The sequence below is a fragment of the Streptomyces sp. NPDC005281 genome (genome assembly GCF_040607495.1).
Lineage (GTDB): Bacteria > Actinomycetota > Actinomycetes > Streptomycetales > Streptomycetaceae > Streptomyces.
In genome coordinates, this window is the sequence record NZ_JBEXGX010000011.1 from 20,395 (window position 1) to 42,232 (window position 21,838).

General features: G+C 70.0%; 15 protein-coding genes. 8 read left to right on the forward strand and 7 right to left on the reverse strand.

Features of this window, described 5'->3' with window-relative positions; translation table 11 throughout:
• Positions 1–22 precede the first annotated feature (22 nt).
• A complete protein-coding gene (locus tag ABZV42_RS17025; RefSeq protein ID WP_356052421.1) occupies positions 23–1,354 on the reverse strand; it encodes an OFA family MFS transporter in 1,332 nt (443 codons plus the stop codon).
• Between the two features lie 503 nt (positions 1,355–1,857).
• Here ABZV42_RS17025 and ABZV42_RS17030 point away from each other — a divergent pair.
• Together ABZV42_RS17030 and fdhD are read left to right on the forward strand one after the other, a co-directional pair.
• Positions 1,858–2,829, forward strand: coding sequence for a 2-dehydropantoate 2-reductase (locus ABZV42_RS17030; RefSeq protein WP_355978553.1), 972 nt, complete (start codon positions 1,858–1,860; stop codon positions 2,827–2,829).
• A 173-nt stretch (positions 2,830–3,002) separates the two neighbouring features.
• Positions 3,003–3,866, forward strand: a complete 864-nt coding sequence (gene fdhD / locus ABZV42_RS17035) for a formate dehydrogenase accessory sulfurtransferase FdhD (RefSeq protein WP_356052423.1) — start codon at positions 3,003–3,005, stop codon at positions 3,864–3,866.
• A gap of 190 nt (positions 3,867–4,056) precedes the next feature.
• Here fdhD and ABZV42_RS17040 read toward each other — a convergent pair whose 3' ends face one another.
• The gene (locus tag ABZV42_RS17040; RefSeq protein ID WP_355978557.1) at positions 4,057–4,599 is read right to left on the reverse strand and encodes an isochorismatase family protein; all 543 of its coding nucleotides are present in this window, start codon (positions 4,597–4,599) and stop codon (positions 4,057–4,059) included.
• Positions 4,600–4,832: 233 nt separating this feature from the next.
• Here ABZV42_RS17040 and ABZV42_RS17045 point away from each other — a divergent pair, with 233 nt between their 5' ends.
• On the forward strand, positions 4,833–6,704 hold the full coding sequence (locus ABZV42_RS17045; protein WP_356052425.1) for a sialidase family protein: 1,872 nt from the start codon (positions 4,833–4,835) through the stop codon (positions 6,702–6,704).
• 81 nt (positions 6,705–6,785) lie between these two features.
• Here ABZV42_RS17045 and ABZV42_RS17050 read toward each other — a convergent pair whose 3' ends face one another.
• Complete coding sequence (locus tag ABZV42_RS17050) at positions 6,786–7,883, reverse strand: bile acid:sodium symporter family protein (protein WP_355978892.1); 1,098 nt, start codon at positions 7,881–7,883, stop codon at positions 6,786–6,788.
• A 207-nt stretch (positions 7,884–8,090) separates the two neighbouring features.
• Between ABZV42_RS17050 and ABZV42_RS17055 the strand changes: the two genes are divergently transcribed.
• From ABZV42_RS17055 to ABZV42_RS17070, 4 genes are all read left to right on the forward strand, one after another.
• Entirely contained in the window at positions 8,091–8,963 is an 873-nt protein-coding gene (locus tag ABZV42_RS17055) for a LysR substrate-binding domain-containing protein (RefSeq protein WP_355978561.1), read from the forward strand.
• Positions 8,964–9,448: 485 nt separating this feature from the next.
• Entirely contained in the window at positions 9,449–11,275 is a 1,827-nt protein-coding gene (locus tag ABZV42_RS17060; RefSeq protein ID WP_355978563.1) for an AMP-dependent synthetase/ligase, read from the forward strand.
• Positions 11,276–11,568: 293 nt separating this feature from the next.
• Positions 11,569–12,360 (forward strand): aldo/keto reductase, encoded by a 792-nt coding sequence (locus ABZV42_RS17065; protein WP_355978894.1) that lies wholly within the window; start codon positions 11,569–11,571, stop codon positions 12,358–12,360.
• A 271-nt stretch (positions 12,361–12,631) separates the two neighbouring features.
• Entirely contained in the window at positions 12,632–13,327 is a 696-nt protein-coding gene (locus tag ABZV42_RS17070; protein WP_356052427.1) for a glycoside hydrolase family 75 protein, read from the forward strand.
• A 38-nt stretch (positions 13,328–13,365) separates the two neighbouring features.
• On the opposite strand, the gene ABZV42_RS17075 is transcribed toward ABZV42_RS17070, so the two are convergent.
• From ABZV42_RS17075 to ABZV42_RS17090, 4 genes are all read right to left on the reverse strand, one after another.
• A complete protein-coding gene (locus ABZV42_RS17075; protein WP_355978567.1) occupies positions 13,366–14,067 on the reverse strand; it encodes an SDR family oxidoreductase in 702 nt (233 codons plus the stop codon).
• Positions 14,068–14,197: 130 nt separating this feature from the next.
• A complete protein-coding gene (locus ABZV42_RS17080) occupies positions 14,198–15,175 on the reverse strand; it encodes a class I SAM-dependent methyltransferase (protein ID WP_355978569.1) in 978 nt (325 codons plus the stop codon).
• A 207-nt stretch (positions 15,176–15,382) separates the two neighbouring features.
• The gene (locus ABZV42_RS17085) at positions 15,383–17,104 is read right to left on the reverse strand and encodes a glycoside hydrolase family 6 protein (RefSeq protein WP_355978571.1); all 1,722 of its coding nucleotides are present in this window, start codon (positions 17,102–17,104) and stop codon (positions 15,383–15,385) included.
• An 11-nt stretch (positions 17,105–17,115) separates the two neighbouring features.
• The gene (locus ABZV42_RS17090) at positions 17,116–18,600 is read right to left on the reverse strand and encodes a cellulase family glycosylhydrolase (RefSeq protein WP_356052429.1); all 1,485 of its coding nucleotides are present in this window, start codon (positions 18,598–18,600) and stop codon (positions 17,116–17,118) included.
• Between the two features lie 255 nt (positions 18,601–18,855).
• Between ABZV42_RS17090 and ABZV42_RS17095 the strand changes: the two genes are divergently transcribed.
• The gene (locus ABZV42_RS17095; RefSeq protein ID WP_355978575.1) at positions 18,856–21,780 is read left to right on the forward strand and encodes a glycoside hydrolase family 48 protein; all 2,925 of its coding nucleotides are present in this window, start codon (positions 18,856–18,858) and stop codon (positions 21,778–21,780) included.
• Positions 21,781–21,838 lie beyond the last annotated feature (58 nt).

The following is a 21,838-nucleotide window of genomic DNA, read 5'->3' on the forward strand; positions in this document are numbered from 1 at the left end:
CAGGACGCTCAGCGCCCGCCGGTCAGGCGGACTCGGGCTGCTGTCGTGCGACATCGGTGGCCTCCCTCGGTGCGGGGATGTGATGGCGGGCGTGCACGGGCCGTACGAACTCGTTCGCGACGAAGCCGACCGCGAGCAGCCCGATCATGATCAGGAACGACAGGCCGTACAGGGACGAGCCGTGTCTGCCCGCCGCCTCCTGGTGGTCGGCGATCCGGTTCACGATCAGTGGTCCGAGGACGCCGGCGGTGGACCAGGCGGTGAGCAGCCGGCCGTGGATGGCACCGACCTGGTAGGTGCCGAAGAGATCCTTGAGGTACGCCGGGATCGTGGCGAAGCCTCCGCCGTAGAAGGAGAGGATCACCAGCGCGCTCAGGATGAACAGCGGTTTCGAGGAGTCGCCGAGCCAGGCGATGAGCGCGTACATCAGGGCGCCGACCCCGAGATAGACGCGGTAGATGTTCTTGCGCCCGATCAGGTCGGAGGTCGAGGACCAGCCGATCCGGCCCGCCATGTTCGCGGCCGAGAGCAGGGCGACGAATCCGGCGGCCGCGGAGGCGGTGACCGGGGTGGAGGTGTCCGCGAAGAAGTCCGTGATCATCGGGGCGGCCTTCTCCAGGATGCCTATGCCCGCGGTGACATTCATGCACAGCACGATCCAGAGGCACCAGAACTGGGGGGTGCGGACGGCGTTGCGGGCCGAGACCTGGACTCCGTCGAGCGCGCTCGGCCCGGACGCGGCCGGCTTCTCGCCGCGCGGCACGCGCACCAGCAGCACACCGAGCGCCATGAACACGGCGTACGACAGACCGTGCACGAGGAAGGCGAGCGCGATCCCCGAGGAGTCGGAACCGAACGACTTCAGCATCTGGGCGGACCAGGGCGAGGCGATCAGGGCGCCGCCGCCGAAGCCCATGATCGCGATGCCGGTGGCCATTCCGGGCCGGTCCGGGAACCACTTGATCAATGTGGAGACGGGGGATATGTAGCCGATGCCGAGTCCGAAGCCGCCCACGAAGCCGTAGCCGAGGACGATCAGCCAGTACTGCTCGGTGGCCGCGCCGAGCGCGGAGATCAGGAAGCCGGAGGAGAAGCAGACGAGGGCGACGGTCATGGCCCAGCGGGGACCGTTGCGCTCGACGAGGGTGCCGCCGAAGGCGGCCGACAGGCCGAGCATCACGATGGCGAGCTGGAAGGGCAGCGCGCTCTGGGTTCCGCTGAGACCGAGCGCGGATTCGAGCGGCGGCTTGAAGACGCTCCAGGCGTAGGCCTGGCCGATGGAGAGATGGACCGACAGGGCGGCCGGCGGGACGAGCCAGCGGCTCCAACCGGGCGGTGCGACAGGAGGGCTCATGATCCGGGACGATAGGAACGCGCCGCCCGGCTGTGAAGCGGCGCGACGCGAACTCGTCGACCGTATGCGATGAGCGGTATCCCTGACGCGACGAACGGTCGCTGCGCGGCCGGTGCGCCGACTGCACAGAGGGCGGTTCGGCCATGTCCGGTGAGATGAGCCCCGGCGGGGCGGCGACATCCAGTGCGGTCCGGCGGGCCGGCGGCATCCCGTGCGCTTCGGCGGGCCGGCGGTCCCACCGCCCGACGGCGGCCGGCGCACCCCAGGCGGTCCGGCCACGCCCAGGGCTCCCCGGGCCGCCCGAGTCGGCCGTCGCCGCGCCTTGGTTCCTGTCCGGGCCCGGCAGAGGCGTGGAGTGCCTGTCCGGGCCCGGCCGGGACTCCCCACCGTGACGGCGGACCCGGTCCGGCCCCTTGTCGGCCTTCATTCCATCCTGTAGACAATATTTCGTCGACAGAGTTCGGCAGTTCCTCGGTACCCTCGACCGAACGGAGCGCCACACAGTGAGAGTCGCAGTTCTCGGCGCCGGTGCGATCGGCGCCTACGTCGGCGCCGCCCTGCACCGCGCGGGCGCCGACGTGCATCTCGTCGCCCGCGGACCGCATCTCGCGGCCATGAGGCGGCACGGCATCCAGGTCCTCAGTCCACGCGGGGACTTCACCGCGCGTGCCCACGCCACCGACGACCCGGCCGAGATCGGTCCGGTCGACTGCGTCTTCCTCGGCCTGAAGGCCAACTCGTACGCGGCGTGCGGGCCGCTGATCGAGCCCCTGCTGCACGACACCACGGCGGTGATCGCGGCCCAGAACGGCATTCCCTGGTGGTACTTCCACCGGCACGGCGGACCCCACGACGGGCACCGGCTGGAGAGCGTGGACCCGGGCGGCGCGGTCAGCGCGGTGCTGGCCCCTGAGCGGGCGATCGGGTGCGTCGTCTACGCCGCGACCGAACTGGAGGAACCGGGTGTCGTCCGCCACCTCGAAGGCACCCGGTTCTCCGTCGGGGAACCGGACCGCTCCGTCTCGGCACGCTGCCGGGCCTTCAGCGACGCCATGCGGGAGGGCGGCCTGAAATGCCCCGTCGAACCGGACCTGCGCAACGACATCTGGCTCAAGTTGCTGGGGAACATCTCCTTCAACCCGATCAGCGCGCTGGCCCGCGCCACCATGCGGCAGATGTGCCTGCACGGCGGAACGCGCAGGGTCATCGAGATCATGATGGCCGAGACGCTGGCCGTCGCCCAGGCCCTCGGCTGCGAGGTGGGGGTGTCCATCGAGCGGCGCCTCGCCGGTGCCGAGCGGGTCGGCGACCACCGCACCTCCACGCTCCAGGACCTGGAGCGCGGCAAACCGCTGGAACTCGACGTGCTGCTCGCGGCCGTCGTGGAACTGGCGGAGATCACCGGGGTGCCGGTCCCGACGCTGCGCACCGTGTACGCCATCTCGGATCTGCTCGCGCTGCGGACGACGGCGTGAGAGCGGGGCGGGCCGCGCCCCCGGCGAGGCAGCACGCGGCCCGCTCCGCGGGTGCAGGACAATGAAACGTGGAGGTCGCCTCCGCACCACGGCCCGGGCGACCCGAACGTCAACCGGTGACCGCCAGGCCCGATCCGGCCGGCCGCACGTACGGAAGCGGGACTGATCAGGACATGGGACGAGTCACGGAACGACGCAAGGTGATCCGCATCCGGGACGGCGCCGTGAGCACCCGCCCGGACACCCTCGTCGCCGAGGAACCCCTGGAGATCCGGCTCAACGGCAAGCCCCTGGCGATCACCATGCGCACCCCGGGTGACGACTTCGCGCTGGCCGCGGGGTTCCTGGTGAGCGAGGGGGTGCTCGGCCGGGCCGAGGAGTTGCAGAACATCGTGTATTGCGCGGGCGCCACGGTGGACGGATCCAACACGTACAACATCGTCGACGTGCGGACGGCGCCCGGTGTCGTCATCCCCGACATCACGCTCGAACGCAATGTGTACACGACGTCGTCGTGCGGTCTGTGCGGAAAGGCGAGCCTGGACGCGGTCCGTACGACGGCCCGCTGGACCATCGACGACACGCTGGACGGCACCACTCCCCCGCTGCGGCTGGAGCCCGACCTGCTCGCGAGCCTCCCCGACCGGCTGCGCGCGGCCCAGCGGGTCTTCGACCGGACCGGGGGTCTGCACGCGGCGGCCCTGTTCACCGAGGCGGGCGAGCTGGTCGACATACGCGAGGACGTGGGCCGGCACAACGCGGTCGACAAGCTGGTCGGCCGCGCTCTCCAGAACGGCACGCTCCCGCTGTCCCGGACGATCCTGCTGGTCTCCGGCCGGGCCTCCTTCGAGCTGGCGCAGAAGGCGGTGATGGCGGGCATCCCGGTGCTCGCGGCGGTCTCCGCCCCGTCGTCGCTGGCCGTCGACCTGGCGGCGGAGACCGGCCTGACCCTGGTCGGCTTCCTGCGCGGCGCCAACATGAACGTGTACGCGGGCGAGCACCGCATCACCCTGCGGGCCACGGCCGGCCAGGGCTGACACCGGTTCCCCGCGACACGGCGGCGGGGCCCCGAACGGCGGGGAGCGCCCCCTGCGCCGGAGGGGGCCCGCCACTGCCAAGGCCCCCGCCACCGCGCCGTACCCGACGGGCTTCGGCCGTGCCCGACGGGCTTCGGCCGTGCCCGACGGGCTTCGGCCGTGCCCGACGGGCTTCGGCCGTGCCCCGGGTTCATCGCGCCGAGAAGCGCACCTCCGCGGCGGTCGCGACGGTGCCGAGGCGCGGGAAGTCCAGCCGGACGGAGGCGTCGTGCTCGGCCGGGGTGAACGCGGACATCGCGTCCTTGACGAAGACCAGGTCGTAGCCGAGGTCGCCGGCGGCACGGGCGGTCGACTCGACCCCGAGGTTGGTGGCGATTCCGCCGAACACCAGGGTGGAGACGCCGTGTTCGCGCAGCCGCTCGTCGAGTCCTGTGCCCTGGAACCCGCCGATGGTCCGCTTCACGATCTCCAGATCACCCTCCGCGACGAGTCCGGCGGCCAGTCCGCTCCCGGGCGGCTGCTCGGCCACTCCGGACCGCTCGACCCGGACGAGCACCACGAGAGCGCCGGCCTCCCGGAAGGATTCCGCCAACTCCTGCGCGGTGGCGAGTACTTCGGTCCCCTTGTGCGGTTCCAGGGGCAACGCCACGATGCGCTCCATCAGATCGACGAGCACGAGGGCGGTGCGCGCCGGGTCGAGGGCGAGGCGGGGTTCGGCTTCGGGTGCGGTCATGACGGAACGTTAGCCCGCGTCAGCCGTCCGTACCGGAAATCCGGATCGACAAGCCCGTGAACGGCTCCTCCCCGGACGGCCGCACCAGCGCGCAAATCTGGCGTGAACACGACCGGTACCTGCTCCTTGTGGGGTGTGTGAACGCCCAAGTAGCCTCTGCGGCGCGAACGTTGGACGTGGGATGTCCATAGAATCCGGAATGCCCAGCCGCCGTACGAAGGGCAGGTCGCACCATGCCGTCACGCCTCCCCACCCGTCTGAGATCCCTCCTCGTCGCCCTCATCGGCATCGCCTCGCTGGTCGCGCTCCCGGGCACAGCCCGCGCCGAGCCGTCGGCCGGCGTCGCCGAGTTCGGTCAGCAGGTGCTGTTCAAAGCCTCCCAGGATGCGGGCTACGCCTGCTTCCGCATCCCGTCCGTCGTCCGCACGGCCAAGGGGACGCTGCTGGCCTTCGCCGAGGGACGGGTCCTGAACTGCGGCGACGCGGCCGACATCGACATCGTGGTGAAGCGCTCCACCGACGGGGGGCGCACCTGGAGTCCGCTCCAGGTCGTCAACGACGGGAACGGTGACACCCACGGCAACCCCACACCGGTCGTGGACCGGGAGACCGGCCGGATCGTGCTGGCGGAGACCTACAACACGGGCCGCACCGACAGCGCGAGCTGCTCGGTGCCCTGCGACCGCACCCCGCACCTCCAGTACAGCGACGACGACGGTCTCAGCTGGTCGCCGCCGCGCGACCTGAGCGACGAGATCCTGCCCGCGGACTGGAACTCCTGGTACGCCACCGGTCCGGTGCACGGCATCCAGCTCACCCGCGGCCGGCACGCGGGACGGCTGGTGTTCGCCGTCAACACCGAGACCTGGGACGGCAGCCGGGTCACCGCCAACAACGCCGCCCTCATCACCAGCGACGACGGCGGCGACCACTGGGACATCGGGGCGAGGGACTCCTGGCCGATCGCGGCCGACGGCACCTTCAGGCAGAAGCCGTCCGAGATGACGCTCGCCGAGCGCGCCGACGGATCGATCCTGGTCAGCGGCCGCGAGCAGGACGGCACCGACCTCGGCCACCGTACCCAGGCGGTCAGCGGGGACGGCGGTGACAGCTTCCTGGCCCCCTTCCGTGACATCCCGGGCCTCTACGCGCCCCAGGTGCAGGGCTCGACGCTGCGGGTCGGCGACCGCGTCCTGCTGTCCTGCCCCGCCGACCCCGACCGCCGCCGGACCATGATGATCCGCTCCTCCTACGACGGCGGACGAACCTGGGACAGCGTGGACCGCGGAACGGTCGTCACCACCGACTGGTCCGGCTACTCGGACCTGGTGCGTATCGACGGCGGCACGGTGGGCCTGCTGTACGAGGGCGGCGCGGTGGACGCGCGCGACGAGATCCGCTTCGCCCGCTTCACCGAGGACTGGCTCCAGCCGCGCCGGGGCCCGGACCCGACGACGGCCGACCTCGCCGCGCACACCAGGCGGGCCGCGGTCCTCGGCGGCCCGAGCGAGACCTCCGGCGTTCTCGGCGGCGCGCTGGAGTTCGACGGCACCGACGACGCCGTACGCCTGCCGTATCAGGACCGGCTGCCGCTGGGGACGAAGGACTTCACGGCGTCCCTGTGGTTCCGCTACACGGCAACCAGCGGTGAGCAGCCCCTGCTGTGGATGGGCGGGATCGGTACGACCCAGCCGCAGGTGTGGCTGCGCGGGGAGCCCGCGTCCAACCGGATCACCGGTCTCATCACCACCAGGAACGGCGCATCGGCCCCGGCCACGGCGTTCGTGCGCACCACCGGCGCCTTCAACGACGGCCAGTGGCACCATCTGGCGCTCCGCCGCGGCGGAGGCCGGCTGAGCCTGTTCATCGACGGGACGACCGTGACCGCGGCCGACGTACCCGGATCGGTGAGCCGGAACTCTCCGTTCGGCGTGCACGTCGGCCAGCGGATGGACAGCCGGGCCTACTTCACCGGAGCGATCGACGATGTGCGGGTCTACGACCGCGCGTTGAGCGACGACGAACTGTCGGCGCCGCCCTCACCGAAGGCGAGCCGGGACACCGTCCTGTGGCTCCCCCTGGACCAGGTGAGCGGTGACCGCTAGGGACTGTCGTTCCGATCGGGTCGGGCCGGCGCGGGGAGGCGCGGCCCGGGGAGGCGCGGGGAGGGAAGGGGAGCGCAGGTCCTAGCGCTCCGCGGTCGCGACCGCGGAGGACCGGGATCCGGTGGAGCGGGCCGTGCCGGTGGCACCTCCCGCTCCACCCGCCGCTCCACCCGCCGTGCCTCCCGTGCCGCCCCCGGTACCGGGGAGCTCGTCGGCCGGGCCGGTCCGGACGCTCGCCTCGGGATCGCGGGCCCGGCGTCTGGCGATCACCGCGCACACCATGAGCTGCATCTGGTGGAAGAGCATCAGCGGGAGCACGGCGAGGGAGGCGTGCGCGCCGAACAGGACGCCGGCCATGGGCAGGCCCGAGGCGAGCGACTTCTTGGATCCGGCGAACTGGATGGCGATCCGGTCCTCCCGGCCGAAGCGCAACGCCTTCGTGCCGTACCAGGTCAGCAGGAGCATCACGCCGAGCAGCAGCGCCTCGACGACGAGGAGCCCCGCGAGCCGGACGGCGCTCACCTGGCCCCAGATGCCCTGCACCATCCCCTCGCTGAACGCGGTGTACACGACGAGCAGGACCGAGCCGCGGTCGACGTAGCCGAGTACCTTCTTGTGGCGTGCGACGAAGGCGCCGATCCAGGGCCGCAGCAGTTGTCCGGCCAGGAACGGCACCAGGAGCTGGAGCACGATCCTGACGAGCGAGTCGGCGGAGAATCCACCGCCGCTGCTGCCGAGGAGGAGCGCGGCGAGCAGCGGGGTGATGACGATGCCCGCGAGCGAGGAGAAGGAGCCCGCGCAGATGGCGGCGGGCACGTTGCCGCGGGCGATCGAGGTGAACGCGATCGACGACTGGATGGTCGAGGGGACGAGCGTGAGGAAGAGGAGGCCGGTGTAGAGGTCGTGCGTCAGGAGCACCGGCTCCAGGCCGCGGGCGGCGAGACCGAGCAGCGGGAACGCCACGAAGGTGCAGATCAGGACCGTACCGTGCAGCCGCCAGTGTTTGAGGCCGTCCGTCGCCTCACGGGTGGACAGGCGCGCGCCGTACAGGAAGAAGAGGAAGGCGATGGCGGCGGTGGAGGCCCCCGAGGCGACGTCCGCGGCCGTTCCGCTCGCGGGGAACAGGGCGGCGAGACCCACGGTCCCGAGCAGCAGCAGGATGTAGGGGTCGACCGGCATCCAGCTCGGCCACTTCAGGCGTTTCACGGTGCTCCACTGCTCGGTTGCTCGGTTCGGTGCGTCTGGACGGCCGGGCGGCCGGGCCTCGGTGCGTGAGGCCGGCCGTCGGGGGCGGATCGTGCCCTCTCCATCGTCCTCTCGCGGTGGGCGATCGGGAATCCGTCATACCGCTCTGACTGTCATCACGTATCGCGATAACGTGAGGGTGTGTACGACCCTTCCCAGCTGCGTACGTTCCTGGCGGTGGCCCAGACGCTGAGCTTCACGCGGGCCGCCCGGCGGCTGGGGGTGCGCCAGTCCACGGTCAGCCAGCACGTGCGCCGGCTGGAGGACGCCGCCGGGCGGCAGTTCTTCTCCCGCGACACCCACTCCGTCGAGCTCACCGAGGACGGTGAGGCGATGCTCGGCTTCGCGCGGCGGATCCTGGAGGTGCAGGAACAGGCGACGGCGTTCTTCACGGGGACACGGCTGCGTGGCCGGCTGCGCTTCGGCGCGTCCGAGGACTTCGTGCTGACCCGGCTGCCGGAGATCCTGGAGGGGTTCCGCACCGACCACCCCGAGGTGGATCTGGAGCTCACGGTCGAGCTGTCCGGCACTCTCCACGAGCAGCTCGCCGCCGGGCATCTCGATCTGGTGCTGGCGAAGCGGCGGCCCGAGGATCCGCGCGGCGAGCTCGTCTGGCACGACCGCCTCGTGTGGATCGGCGCCCAGCGGCTGCGGCTCGACGCGGACCGCCCGGTCCCGCTGATCGTCTACCCGCCCCCGGGCATCACCCGTGCGCTCGCCCTCGAAGCGCTGGAGCGCCAGGGCCGTCCGTGGCGCATCGCCTGCACCAGCGGCAGCCTCAACGGTCTCATCGCGGCGGCCCGCGCGGGCCTCGGCGTGATGGCCCACTCACGGGGGCTGGTGCCGCCGGGTCTGGTCCGGGTGCCGGAGAGGGCGGGTCTCCCGGAGCTCGGCGAGGTCGACTTCGTACTCGTGCACGGCCGGCGGCGGCCGTCCGCGCAGGGCGCCGCGGACGCGCTCGCGACGGCGATCCTCGCGGGCGGGGACCGGCTGCACCGGGGGCAGCATGGCTAGGGTCCGTCGGGCCGGCACGGCGGCAGGCAAGGACCGGCTGCACCGGGGGCAGCACGGCTGAGGTCCGTCGGGCCGGCACGGCGGCAGGCAAGGACCGGCTGCACCGGGGGCAGCACGGCTGGGGTCCGTCGGGTCGGCACGGCGGCGGGCGCCGGCCGGGACGGCCCCAGGGGGCGGGTGCGAGGGCCCGGTACCTACGGCCGGGCCGCCCGGGACCCATGGGTCACATGGCCCGGAACGATGGATTCCATATCGGCTCTCCACGTCGTCGGACACCGGCTCCGGGTCGTAGCGATTCCGTGGAGATTAAGGAGTCGAAACCTACGGACCCGTAGGGAATTCTGTCCGGCCCCTCCCCTTGTGCGGGCATTTTCCGTGGTTGACCTGTGCGGAGGCCAGGCCCCCCGGCGGTTCGAACCCCCTCCCGCACGCTCGCGTGGTGGGGTAGCTTTCACGGCGCTGTGCGGAGGCCACGAGGAGCGGTATTGCGCGAGTTCACCAACCCCCCGCCGGCGTCGGCGCCGCCGGTGGGCGGCCTGGCCGATGCCGTGTTCGAGTACGCCCATCTGGACCCGCTCCACGTCGCCCTCGGCCGCAAGGACGAGCAGGGGCAGTGGCGCGACGTCACCTCGGCCGAGTTCCGGGACGAGGTCCTGGCGCTCGCCAAGGGCATGCTGGCCCAGGGCATCCGCTTCGGCGACCGGGTCGCCATCATGTGCCGTACCCGCTACGAGTGGACCCTCTTCGACTTCGCCCTGTGGACGATCGGCGCCCAGGTCGTGCCCGTCTACCCCACGTCCTCCGCCGAGCAGGTCTTCTGGATGCTGCACGACGCGCAGGTGTCGGCGGTCATGGTGGAGCACGAGGACCACGCGATGACCATCGCCACGGTCGTCGACCGCCTGCCCCAGCTGCACAAGCTGTGGCAGCTCGACGTGGGCGCGGTGCACGAGCTGTACGAGGCGGGCGCGCACCTCGACGACGAGGTGGTCCACCGGCACCGCCGCGCGGTCACCCCCGAATCGATCGCGACGATCATCTACACCTCGGGCACGACCGGACGCCCCAAGGGCTGTGTCATCTCGCACGCGAACTTCATGTTCGAGGCCGACACCGTCATCGGGCGCTGGGAGCCCGTCTTCCACTCCAAGCGCGGCGACGAGGCCAGCACCCTGCTGTTCCTGCCGCTCGCGCACGTCTTCGGGCGGATGGTGCAGATCGCCGCGTTCCGCGGGAAGGTCAAGTTCGGGCACCAGCCCCAGTTGCACGCGGCCGCGCTGCTGCCGGACCTCGCCGCCTTCCGGCCCACCTTCTTCCTCGCGGTGCCGTACATCTTCGAGAAGGTCTTCAACTCCGCGCGCCGCAAGGCCGAGAGGGAGGGCAAGGCAGGCCCCTTCGAGAAGGCCGTGGACGTAGCGGTGCGCTACGCGGACGCCGTGGAGGCCAAGGCCTGGGGTACGGGCCCCGGCCCCTCGGCGAGCCTGCGCATGCAGCACCAGGTCCTCGACAAGCTCGTCTACTCCAAGGTGCGGGCCGCGATGGGCGGCCGGGTCAGACACGCGATGTCCGGCGGTTCGGCGATGGACCGGCAGCTCGGGCTGTTCTTCGCGGGCGCGGGCATCATCATCTACGAGGGGTACGGGCTCACCGAGTCCACGGCCGCCGCCACCGCCAATCCGCCCGAACTCACCCGGTTCGGGACCGTCGGGCAGGCGATCCCCGGCACCACGGTGCACATCGCGGACGACGGCGAGATCTGGCTGAACGGCGCCCACGTGTTCCAGGGCTATCTGAACAACGACAAGGCCACCGACGCCACCCTGCACGACGGCTGGCTCGCCACCGGTGACCTCGGCTCCCTGGACGAGGACGGGTACCTCACGATCACCGGGCGCAAGAAGGAGATCCTGGTGACCTCCGGCGGCAAGAGCGTCTCGCCGGGCGTGCTGGAGGAGCGGGTGCGCGACCATCCGCTGGTCGCGCAGTGCATAGTGGTCGGCAACGACCGGCCGTACATCGCCGCGCTCGTCACCCTCGACTCCGAGGCCGTCGAGCACTGGCTCCAGATGCGTGGCAAGCCGTCGTTGTCGGCCGGTGATCTGGTGCGCGACCCCGATCTGGAGACCGAGGTACGGCGCGCCGTGGTCGCCGCGAACACCCTGGTCTCGCAGGCCGAGTCCATCCGCACGTTCCGGATCCTTGCCAACCAGTTCACCGAGGAGCACGGCCTGTTGACGCCGTCGCTGAAGCTGAAGCGCAAGGCGATCGAGAAGGCGTACTCGACGGAGGTCGACGCGCTCTACCGGACCTAGGACCCGTTCGTCGGGTCGTCGGGTCGTCGGGATCGTGTCGCGCGGCGCGGGGTGCGGCCCCGCTGCCGGGTGGACGGCAGGGCCGGCGAAAAGGGACCCGTGCCGGGCCCCGGCGCAAACTCCGGCGTGATTGATCGGACTATTTCAGCCAATCTTCGATTTCGCACGCCCGGAGCCCGGTCAGGAATGCATCACGGCCCGTGATCGTTGACGATACGAGAACCACCCGACGACTGAAGGATCGAGAGCTCGTGAGCAAGGTCCCCCCGATCATCCTGAACAACGGCGTCGAGATGCCGCAGCTTGGCTTCGGCGTCTGGCAGGTGCCGGACGACGAGGCGGAGCGGGCGGTCTCCACCGCGCTGGAGTCCGGGTACCGCAGCATCGACACAGCGGCGATCTACGGCAACGAAGAGGGAACCGGCAAGGCCGTCAACGCCTCCGGCATCGCCCGCGAGGAGCTCTTCGTCACCACCAAGCTCTGGAACAGCGACCAGGGGTACGACTCCACGCTGCGCGCCTTCGACACTTCGCTGAAGAAGCTCGGCCTGGACCATGTCGACCTGTATCTGATCCACTGGCCGACGCCGTCGCGCGGTCGCTACGTCGACACGTTCAAGGCCCTCGAGAAGATCTACGCCGACGGCCGCGCCAAGGCCATCGGCACCTCGAACTTCCTGCCGGAGCACCTGGCGAAGCTGATCGACGAGACGTCCGTCATCCCGGCCGTCAACCAGATCGAGCTGCACCCGCACCTCCAGCAGCGCGCGGCCCGCGAGTTCCACGCCGAGCAGGGCATCGCGACCGAGGCCTGGTCGCCGCTCGGCCAGGGCAAGGGCCTCCTGGAAGTCCCGGCGATCATCGCCATCGCCCAGAAGCACGGCCGCACCCCGGCCCAGATCGTCCTGCGCTGGCACCTCCAGCTGGGCAACGTCGTGATCCCGAAGTCCGTGACCCCGTCCCGGATCAAGGAGAACATCGACGTCTTCGACTTCTCGCTGGACACCGAGGACATCGCGGCGATCTCGGCCCTGAACGAGGACCGCCGGATCGGACCCGACCCGGCCGCGTTCGACATCGGCTGACCGTTCCCGGTCGCCGTCGGCACCGGCACCGGCAGATCGTTCCCGGGTTCCGTCGGCGCCGGCCGACCGGCCCCGGCGCCGACCGGCCCCGACCGAACTCGCCGCCCGGCAGCACGCCGTCGGCCCGGATGCTCACCGCATCCGGGCCGACGGCCTTTTCGTGCCTTGGACCGGACCAACCCGGTGACGGGTCTTGACGCGGTCATGCAAACAGGGCCACCTTGTACGCAACCCGGTAAGGAAAGTTTCCTAACAGAAGGGTTCCCCCACAGTGCGTACTCGAACACTGACCTTGTCCGCGGCTCTCTCAGCGGCACTGCTCACCCTCGCCGCGCTCCCGGCCGACGCCTCCGCCGTCGCGAAACCCCGCTCGGCACAGGAGGGTTCGGTCAGCGCGGCCGCCCTCCTCGCCAAGGTGACGTCCTGCTCGCAGATCTCGAACGGCAAGTACAAGTCGGACGACGAGACCTCGGCCACGATCCCCGTCTGCGGCAAGAACGGCGCCGTGTTCTGGAAGGCCGACATGGACGTCGACTGCGACGGCCAGGTCACCGCCAAGTGCAGCGCCGACACCGACCCCTGGTTCCAGGACGACACCGCCTTCCACCAGTCCGACGGCCGACCGCTGCGCGCCGACTCGCTGCCCTATGTCGTCGTGCCGAGCTCCAGCAGCATCTGGAAGTACACGAGTTCGGGAATCAAGGGCGGCGGTGCGGTCGCGGTCGTCTACAACGGCAAGGTCGAGTACGCGGTGGTCGGCGACACCGGCCCGACGAAGATCATCGGCGAGGCGTCGTACGCCACCGCGAACGCCCTCGGTATCGACCCCGACCCGGAGACGGGCGGAGCCGACAGCGGCGTGACGTACATACTGTTCAAGAACTCGCAGGTGTCCCCGATCGAGAGCCACAGCGCGGCCGTGTCGCTCGGGGACTCGCTGGCCAGGCAGTTCCTCGCGAACAACTGAACGCCCGGGGCGCGGAGTCGCCCGCGCCCCGGCACGGATCAGACGGGCTGGCCGATCGGGCGGACGACGACGGTGTTCACATCGACACCCGTCGGCTGCCCGACCGCCCAGACGATCGAGTCGGCGAGCTGGTCCGCGGTCAGGAGATGCCCCGGCGGCAGGCTTCCGTAGCTGTCCCAGAACGGGGTCTCCACACGGCCGGGCGAGATCAGGGTCACGCCCACGCCGTACTCGGTGACCTGGCGCCTGGTGTTCTCGGCGAGTCCGGTCACGGCCCACTTGGTCGCGCCGTAGATGTTGCCGGGCGTGTTCACATGCCCGGCGACACTGCCGATCAGGACGATACGACCGCGGGACTCCTTCAACGCGTCGATGGACGCCCTGATGAGCAGCGCGGGACCCAGCACATTGGTCAGCACCATCTCGGACCAGCCGGCCGGGTCTCCGTCCGCGACCGTGTCGTGGGTGGCGAAACCGGCGTTGGCGACGACGATGTCGATCCGCCCGAACTCCTTGAGCGTCGTCTCGACGGCGGCCCGTACCTGGTCGTACTCGGCCGCGTGCCCGACGATCGTCAACAGCCCTTCGGGGCGGCCGAGTTCCTCGGCGAAGGCGTTCAGCCGCTCCTCTCCGCGACCGGTGACGGCCACCCGGTGCCCTGCGTCGAGCAGCCGGCGGGCGACCGCGGCCCCGATGCCGCTTCCGCCCCCGGTGATGAGCGCGACAGGAGAATCGGTCATGGTGTACCCCCAGGAGTGTCCGGCCCCGAACGGGCCGACTGCGCATGGAACTCCGGGAGTTCATCACTTGGAGCGCCCTCGATGTCAAGGTCCGCCGACCGCCCTCGCCGCGGCGGGAGCGTCACCGGGACTACTCCGGCCTGACCCCCACGTACACCGTCATGGCCGTCAGGACGAACACGTCCGAACGGTGGTGCACGCTCGCCTTGTCGTCCGGGTCGAGGAGCCGGTCGAGCGTGGCGAGGTCCTCGGCGTCGAGCCCTTCGGCGAGCCCCTCCCGCCTGCGGGTGAGGGCGGTGACGACGAAGGCGCGGGCCTCGTCCGAGACCGGGGCGGGCAGATCGAGCAGGAAGGTGCGGGTCGCCGTGTGGCGCAGGCCGACGGCGCTGAGCAGCGCGGGCCAGTCCTCCGTCTCCGCCACGGCTCCGGGCAGCTCGGTCCGCATCCGGGTGAACCACTCGTCGTGCACCGCGTCGATCCTGGCCTCGAGCCCGGGCCGGCCGATGCCGGTGTCACGCGGGAGGAATCGGGTGGGCAGGCCGCCCTCCAGCAGGGCGAGGGTGCCGCCGGGGGCGAGGCTCCGGACGAAGCCCGTGAGCGCGGCCCGCTGGTCGCCGACATGGTGAAGCGACCTGCTCGCCCACAACAGGTCCACCGGAAACTCCAAGTCACCTACTCCGTCGGAGAGTTCGGCCTCGATCGTGCTGAAGCGGTCGGCGAATCCGAGCCGCTCGGCACGGGCGCGGGCCTCCGTCAGCAGGGGCTCGGCTCCGTCCACGGCGACGACCCTCGCGCCGGGGAACTTCTCGGCGAACAGGCCGGAGATGACCCCGGGGCCGCTTCCCGCGTCCACGATCAGCCCCGGATCGGGCCGCTGCTCGCGCAGCCACTCGGCTGCCTGGACGTACGCCGGGGTGAACAGCTCCGCCTCCTGCACCAGCATGGGCAGCATCTGGCCGAAGTCCATGTGGGTGTGGTCGTGGAGGCCGCCGTGCCCCTGACTCGGCGTGGAGTCGTGGTGGTGGCCGTGGTCGTGCGCCCCGCCCTGATGGGGCGCCGGGCCGCCGCCGTGGTCGTGGCCGCTGCCGTGGTCGTGGTCCTGCGCCATGGGACAAGCCTCTCTCTCGGTATGAGGACAGCGTGCGCCGCCACTCCCGGAAACGGCCAGTCGTGTTGCTCGAACGGCAAAAGCGGGCGCAGCCGGAATCCGGATGCGCCCGCGCAGGACCGAAGGCCCCCTCCACGGTGGTTCGCGGTCCGCCAGGGGGTCGGGGAAGGGCAACACACCCCTGGCGGACCGCGCGCGGTCAGCCGGTCACAGGGCCGGGTACGCGTTCTTCATGAGCTGCTGGAACTGGGCGGAGAACCAGTGCCCGGAGAGCGGGGCGTTCGGCAGCGCGCCGGAGAGGTTGTTCCCGTTGCGGGCGTTGCCCGTGTAGGTCGGGTCGCACATCCGGTCGAAGCCCTTGCCCTCGTCGTTCGCGATCGCCGTGCTGGAGCCGTCGGACTCGCCCGGAGGCTTCATCCAGACATAGGCGTCGATACCGGTGGCCGGTGCCGCCTGCGGCCGCTCGCCGAGGCCCGCGCCCGACTGGTTGCACCAGTTGCCGATGTGGATACGGCGGTCGTAGCGGCCCCCGTCGACGTACGTGTCGACGCTGGTCGTCGCGCCGGGACCGGTGGGCCGGGCGGTACCGCCCCAGCCGTTCCTGGAGGTGTCGATCAGCATGCCGATACCGGAGTTGAAGCCGACCGAGACGAGCTGGGTACGGAAGGCCTGCGCGAAGGAGAGCTCGTCGACATAGCGGTTCCAGTCCACCCACTTGGACTGGCGCACCGAGGTGCCGTTCACCGTGTCGTTGATGGTGAAGTTGTTCTCCTTGAGGGCGCTGTAGTTCGCCGTGTTGGTGATGAAGCCCTGGACGTCGTCGACCGTCGCGCCCTCGGCGGTCGCGGCCTGCTTGAAGATGGTGGCGGCGGGGGCGAAGTTGTCGTCCCAGCCGAGCCATCCGTGGTGGCCGGCGTCGAGGTAGTTGTAGACGTTCGGGATCGCGCCGAGCTTGGCGAGCGCGTAGCCGACACCCTTCACGTAGTTGCCGTTGGCGAGCATGGTGTCGCAGTTCGCGGTGGCGGTGGCGCGGCTGCCGGTGTTGGTGACGAGGTTCGGCAGCGAGTCGATCTCGATGGTCGTGACGATACGCAGCGAGGCGTACTTGCTGTCGGCGAGGATCGCCGCGATCGGGTCGATGAACTGCGTCTTGTACTTGTCGATGTCCGTCGGGCCGAGTTCGCCGTTGGAGGCGAGGGCCGCGCAGTCACGGCCCGGCAGGTCGTAGACGACGAGCTGGACGACCTCTTCGCCCGTGCCCTTCTGGGCGAGTGCCGCGTCGAGGTGGGCGCGCAGGCCCATGCTGCCGGACGCGCCGTTGATCGCGGCGATGCGGTCGAGCCAGACGCCGGTGGGCTGGTTGGAGATCCGGCTGCCCCCGGTCTCGGCGGCGGCCTTCGCCGACCACTCCGGGTTCACGTACACCTTGGCCCCGGCGTACGGGTTGTCGACCCGGGTGCCGGTGCCGCCCCCACCACCCCCTCCCCCGCCGCCGCCTCCGTCGTCGACGTTGCAGGTGACGCCGTCGAGGGTGAAGGATGTCGGGATCGCGTTGGTGCCGCTGTAGGAGCCGTTGAAGCCGAAGCTGACCGAACCGCCGGTGGCCAGCGTGCCGTTGTACGACTCGTTGTTCGCGGTGACGGCGGTGCCGCTCTGGGTGAGCTTGGTGTTCCAGTAGCTGGTGACCTTCTGATTGCCGGCGTACGCCCACTTCACCGACCAACCGGACTTCGCGGCACTGTTGTTGGTCACGGTGACGGCGGCGGTGAAGCCGGTGTCCCACTGGCTCTGCACCTTGTAGTCGACGGTGCAGGGGATGGAGGCGGCGGCGCTCGCGCCGACGTCAGCGGGAACCGCCGCCGAGGCGGCGCCCGATCCCGCGGCGATCAGGGCGAGGGCGCCGAGAATCGCTGTTCTTGCGCGGCTCATGTGCGGGTTCCTTATCCGTTGAGGGCGCGCAGGTGGTCGCGCAGCCCGATGCCGTAGGAGGTCGGAGTTCCGTCGTAGTTCGAGATCAGCGAAGGACCGGAGGAGCAGTCCCAGGTGTTCCAGGTCCAGCCGAGATAGGAGAGCCCCCGGTCGTCGAACCACTTCATGACGGTGTCGACGAAGGAGTGGGAGCAGGTGTTCTCCCCGATCTCCCCTGCCACGAGGGGGACTTGGGCCGCGACCGGGGCGAGCGTCGAGGTCCAGCAGCTCTCGCTCGCGCAGGTGTTGAAGTTGTAGACGTGGTACGCGGCGACGAGATTGCCCGTGGGATCACTGGGTTTGTACGTCAGCCACTGGCTCAGGTCGTTGGAGTACGCGAGACCGCCGGCCAGGATCACGTTCTTGGCGCCGGTGCCGCGTACCGCGTCGACCAGGCTCTGCATTCCGGCCACCTGGTAGGAGATGCCGGGGCAGGTGCCGCCGTCGCGCCAGCAGGTCCACGCCTGGGTGGCCGTGGAGGTCGCGCGGTCCGGGTAGGGCTCGTTGAACAGGTCGAACGCGACGGCCTGGTCGTCCTTGAAGGTGCTCGCGACCGAGGACCAGAAGGACGGGGTGTACTGCGCGTCGGGCATCGGTTTCTGGCAGGTGGCGTGCACGTCGGAGCAGCCCGCCGAGTTGCCCGTGTACTGGCCGTACGTCCAGTGCAGGTCGAGGACGGGCGTCATGCCGTGCGCCTCGACCTTGGCGACCAGGTCCTTGACCGCGGTGATGTAGTTGGCGCCGGCGTACTCCGGTTTGATGTTGGAAAGGCCCAGCCAGCACTCCTCGTTCAGCGGGATGCGGACCGTGTTGGCCTTCCAGTCGGCGATCGCCTTGACGGAGGCGTCGTCGACGGGACCGTCGAAGAAGCCGTAGCCCTGGACGCACATGAACTCGCCGCCGGAGCGGTTGACCCCGAGCAGCCTGCGGGTGGCTCCCGCGGAGTCCACCAGCTTGTTGCCCGACACACGCAGCTTCGGCGCCGAACCGCCGGCCGGCGGCGGATCGGTCGGGGTGGGCGTGGGTGTGGGCGTCGGCTGGGTGTCCACATTGCAGGTGGTGCCGTTGAGCCGGAAGGCCGTCGGCACCGCGTTGCTTCCCGACCAGGACGCGAGGAAGCCGGCGCTGACGCTCGCACCGCTCGCGAGCGAGCCGTTCCAGCTCTCGTTCGCCGCGGTCACCGTCGTACCGGACTGGGACCACTTGGCGTTCCAGCCCTGGGTGACCTTCTGACCGCTCGGGAAGTCGAAGCCGAGGCTCCAACTGCTCAGTGCGGCCATGTTGTTGGTGATTTTCACGGCGCCCTGGAAGCCGGTGTCCCACTGGCCGGTGACCGAGTACTCCACCGTGCAAGCGGGAGTTGCTCCCGAGGCCGTGACGACCGGCGCGACAGCCGTGCCCACCAGGGCGACGGCGGCGCCGATCACTAAGAGAGACAAACGCGGGGGGTGACGCATGAAGCGACTCCTTGCAGATCTGGCGCGCCGTGACAGACGCGTCGACTGATGGAACCGCTCCCACTGGTGCGGATGAAGCTAGCGCCAAGTGCCGCCGTTGCCCAGAGGAGTTGCACAGTCGATCTGTCGAATCATTTCGACTCTTCAAGCACCTTGACCGCTCACACCCCTCTCTCCAATATGGGAGCGCTCCCACTGGTTCAAGGCTTGTTGCTCCTCCCCCCATTCTCCGAGCCGCAAGGAGGAACCAGCACCATGGATCCCAGCCCTCGATTGAGACGTCGTAGCAGTTCACGACGTCTTTGGACCGCCGTCGTGGCCGCCTTGGCCCTTCCGCTCGCGACTCTGGCGACCGGTACGACTTCCGCACACGCGGCCACGGTTCAGTGCAGCGTCGACTACAAGACCAACGACTGGGGCTCCGGCTTCACGGCGGACCTGACGATCACGAACCGGGGCACCGACGCCATCAACGGCTGGACCCTGACGTACGGCTACACGGGCAACCAGGCCCTCACCAACGGCTGGAACGGGACCTGGTCGCAGTCGGGCAAGACGGTCACCGTGAAGAACGCGGCCTGGAACGGGACGATCGCCGCCGGGACCGCCGTGACCACCGGCGCGCAGTTCACCTACAGCGGCACCAACACCGCTCCCGCGTCCTACGCCGTCAACGGCACCACCTGCGCCGGAGCCCATCAGCCGCCGATCACCGTGCTGACCAGCCCGACGGCGGGCGCCGTCTACACCCAGGGCGACTCGGTCCCGCTGGCCGCGACCGCGGCGGCGGCCGACGGGGCGACGATCTCCAAGGTCGAGTTCTACGACGACACGGCCCTGCTCGGCACCGACACCAGCTCACCGTTCACGCTGTCGGCGTCCGGTCTCGCCGTCGGCAGCCATTCCATCGTCGCGAAGGCGTACGACAGCCTGGGCGCGTCGGCGGAGTCCGTGCCGGCCGGTATCACCGTCGCGGCGGGGCCGGCGATCGTCGCCTCACCGACGCAACTCGGCGTCCAGCAGAGCAAGTCGGGGACGTTCACGGTCAAGCTCTCGACCCAGCCGAGCGCGAACGTGACGGTGGCGGTGGCTCGCACGGACGGCAACACCGGGCTGTCCGTCACCGGTGGTTCGAGTCTGACGTTCACCCCGGCCAACTGGAACACGGCCCAGACGGTGACCGTCACCGCCGACGCCTCGGGCACCGGGTCCGCGACCTTCACGGCCTCGGCGACCGGTCAGGCCAAGGCCACCGTCACGGTGACGGAACTGGCCGCGACGAAAGCGTACGACGCGCGCTTCCTGGATCTCTACGGCAAGATCACCAACCCGGCGAACGGCTACTTCTCCCCCGAGGGCATTCCCTACCACTCGGTGGAGACGCTGATCGTCGAGGCGCCGGACCAGGGGCACGAGACGACGTCGGAGGCGTACAGCTATCTGATCTGGCTCCAGGCGATGTACGGGAAGGTCACCGGCGACTGGTCCAAGTTCAACGCCGCGTGGACGACCATGGAGACGTACATGATCCCCACGCACGCCGACCAGCCGACGAACTCCTTCTACAACGCGTCCAAACCGGCCACCTACGCGCCGGAGCTGGACACCCCGAACGAGTATCCGGCGAAGCTCGACACCGGTGTCTCGGTCGGTCCTGACCCGATCGCGGCCGAGCTGAAGAGCGCGTACGGCACGGACGACGTGTACGGGATGCACTGGCTCCAGGACGTGGACAACACCTACGGCTACGGCAACGAGCCCGGCAAGTGCGAGGCGGGACCGACCGCCACGGGTCCGTCGTACATCAACACCTTCCAGCGCGGCGCGCAGGAGTCGGTGTGGGAGACGGTTCCGCAGCCGACCTGTGACGCCTTCAAGTACGGCGGGAAGAACGGGTACTTGGACCTCTTCACCGGGGACTCCTCGTACGCGAAGCAGTGGAAGTACACGGACGCCCCGGACGCCGACGCGCGTGCGGTGCAGGCCGCGTACTGGGCCGATGTGTGGGCCAAGGCCCAGGGCAAGAGCGCCGATGTCTCCACGACCGTCGGCAAGGCCGCGAAGATGGGCGACTATCTGCGCTACGCCATGTACGACAAGTACTTCAAGAAAATAGGCAATTGCGTCGGCCCGACGACCTGTGCGGCGGGTACCGGCAAGGACGCCTCGCACTATCTGCTCTCCTGGTACTACGCCTGGGGCGGCGCGAGCGACACCTCGGCGGGCTGGGCCTGGCGCATCGGATCCAGCCACACCCACGGCGGCTACCAGAACCCGCTGGCCGCCTACGCGCTCAGCACCAACGCCGACCTGAAGCCCAAGTCGGCGACGGGCGCAACCGACTGGGCCACCTCGCTGACCCGGCAACTGGAGTTCTACCGCTGGCTCCAGTCGAGCGAGGGCGCCATCGCGGGCGGCGCCACGAACAGTTGGGCGGGCCGTTACGCGACGCCTCCCGCCGGGACGCCGACGTTCTACGGCATGTACTACGACCAGCAGCCGGTGTACCACGACCCGCCGTCCAACCAGTGGTTCGGCTTCCAGGCGTGGTCGATGGAGCGGGTCGCCGAGTACTACCAGCAGACGGGGAACGCGAGCGCCAAGGCGGTCCTCGACAAGTGGGTCGCGTGGGCGCTGTCCAAGACCACGATCAACCCGGACGGCACCTACCAGATCCCCTCCACGCTCCAGTGGTCCGGCGCACCCGACACCTGGAACGCGTCAAGTCCCGGTGCCAACACCGGACTTCATGTCACCGTCGCCGACTACACCAACGACGTCGGGGTGGCCGCCGCGTACGCCAAGACCCTGTCGTACTACGCCGCGAAGTCCGGCAACACCCAGGCGAAGACGACGGCGAAGGCGCTCCTGGACGGCATGTGGAACAACTACCAGGACGGTCTGGGCATAGCCGTCCCGGAGACCCGCGCCGACTACAACCGCTTCAACGACAGCGTGTACGTGCCGAGCACCTTCAGCGGCACGATGCCGAACGGTGACGCGGTCAACTCCTCCTCGACCTTCTCCTCGCTGCGGTCCTTCTACAAGAACGACCCGGCCTGGTCGAAGATCCAGAGCTATCTGGCGGGCGGCGCCGCGCCCTCCTTCACCTACCACCGGTTCTGGGCGCAGGCGGACATCGCCCTCGCCATGGGCTCGTACGCGGAGCTTCTCGAATAGTCCCCGCTGTGGCTCCGGGTACGCGGTCCTGTCCCTGACGGCAGGACCACCGGCCGGG

Coding starts and splice junctions, on each gene's coding strand:
- ABZV42_RS17090 (WP_356052429.1), bottom strand. CDS start 18,600: ATGCGTCACCCCCCGCGTTTGTCTCTCTTAGTGATCGGCGCCGCCGTC.
- ABZV42_RS17040 (WP_355978557.1), bottom strand. CDS start 4,599: ATGACCGCACCCGAAGCCGAACCCCGCCTCGCCCTCGACCCGGCGCGC.
- ABZV42_RS17080 (WP_355978569.1), bottom strand. CDS start 15,175: ATGGCGCAGGACCACGACCACGGCAGCGGCCACGACCACGGCGGCGGC.
- ABZV42_RS17050 (WP_355978892.1), bottom strand. CDS start 7,883: ATGCCGGTCGACCCCTACATCCTGCTGCTGCTCGGGACCGTGGGTCTC.
- ABZV42_RS17085 (WP_355978571.1), bottom strand. CDS start 17,104: ATGAGCCGCGCAAGAACAGCGATTCTCGGCGCCCTCGCCCTGATCGCC.
- fdhD (WP_356052423.1), top strand. CDS start 3,003: ATGGGACGAGTCACGGAACGACGCAAGGTGATCCGCATCCGGGACGGC.
- ABZV42_RS17025 (WP_356052421.1), bottom strand. CDS start 1,354: ATGAGCCCTCCTGTCGCACCGCCCGGTTGGAGCCGCTGGCTCGTCCCG.
- ABZV42_RS17095 (WP_355978575.1), top strand. CDS start 18,856: ATGGATCCCAGCCCTCGATTGAGACGTCGTAGCAGTTCACGACGTCTT.
- ABZV42_RS17045 (WP_356052425.1), top strand. CDS start 4,833: ATGCCGTCACGCCTCCCCACCCGTCTGAGATCCCTCCTCGTCGCCCTC.
- ABZV42_RS17065 (WP_355978894.1), top strand. CDS start 11,569: ATGCCGCAGCTTGGCTTCGGCGTCTGGCAGGTGCCGGACGACGAGGCG.
- ABZV42_RS17075 (WP_355978567.1), bottom strand. CDS start 14,067: ATGACCGATTCTCCTGTCGCGCTCATCACCGGGGGCGGAAGCGGCATC.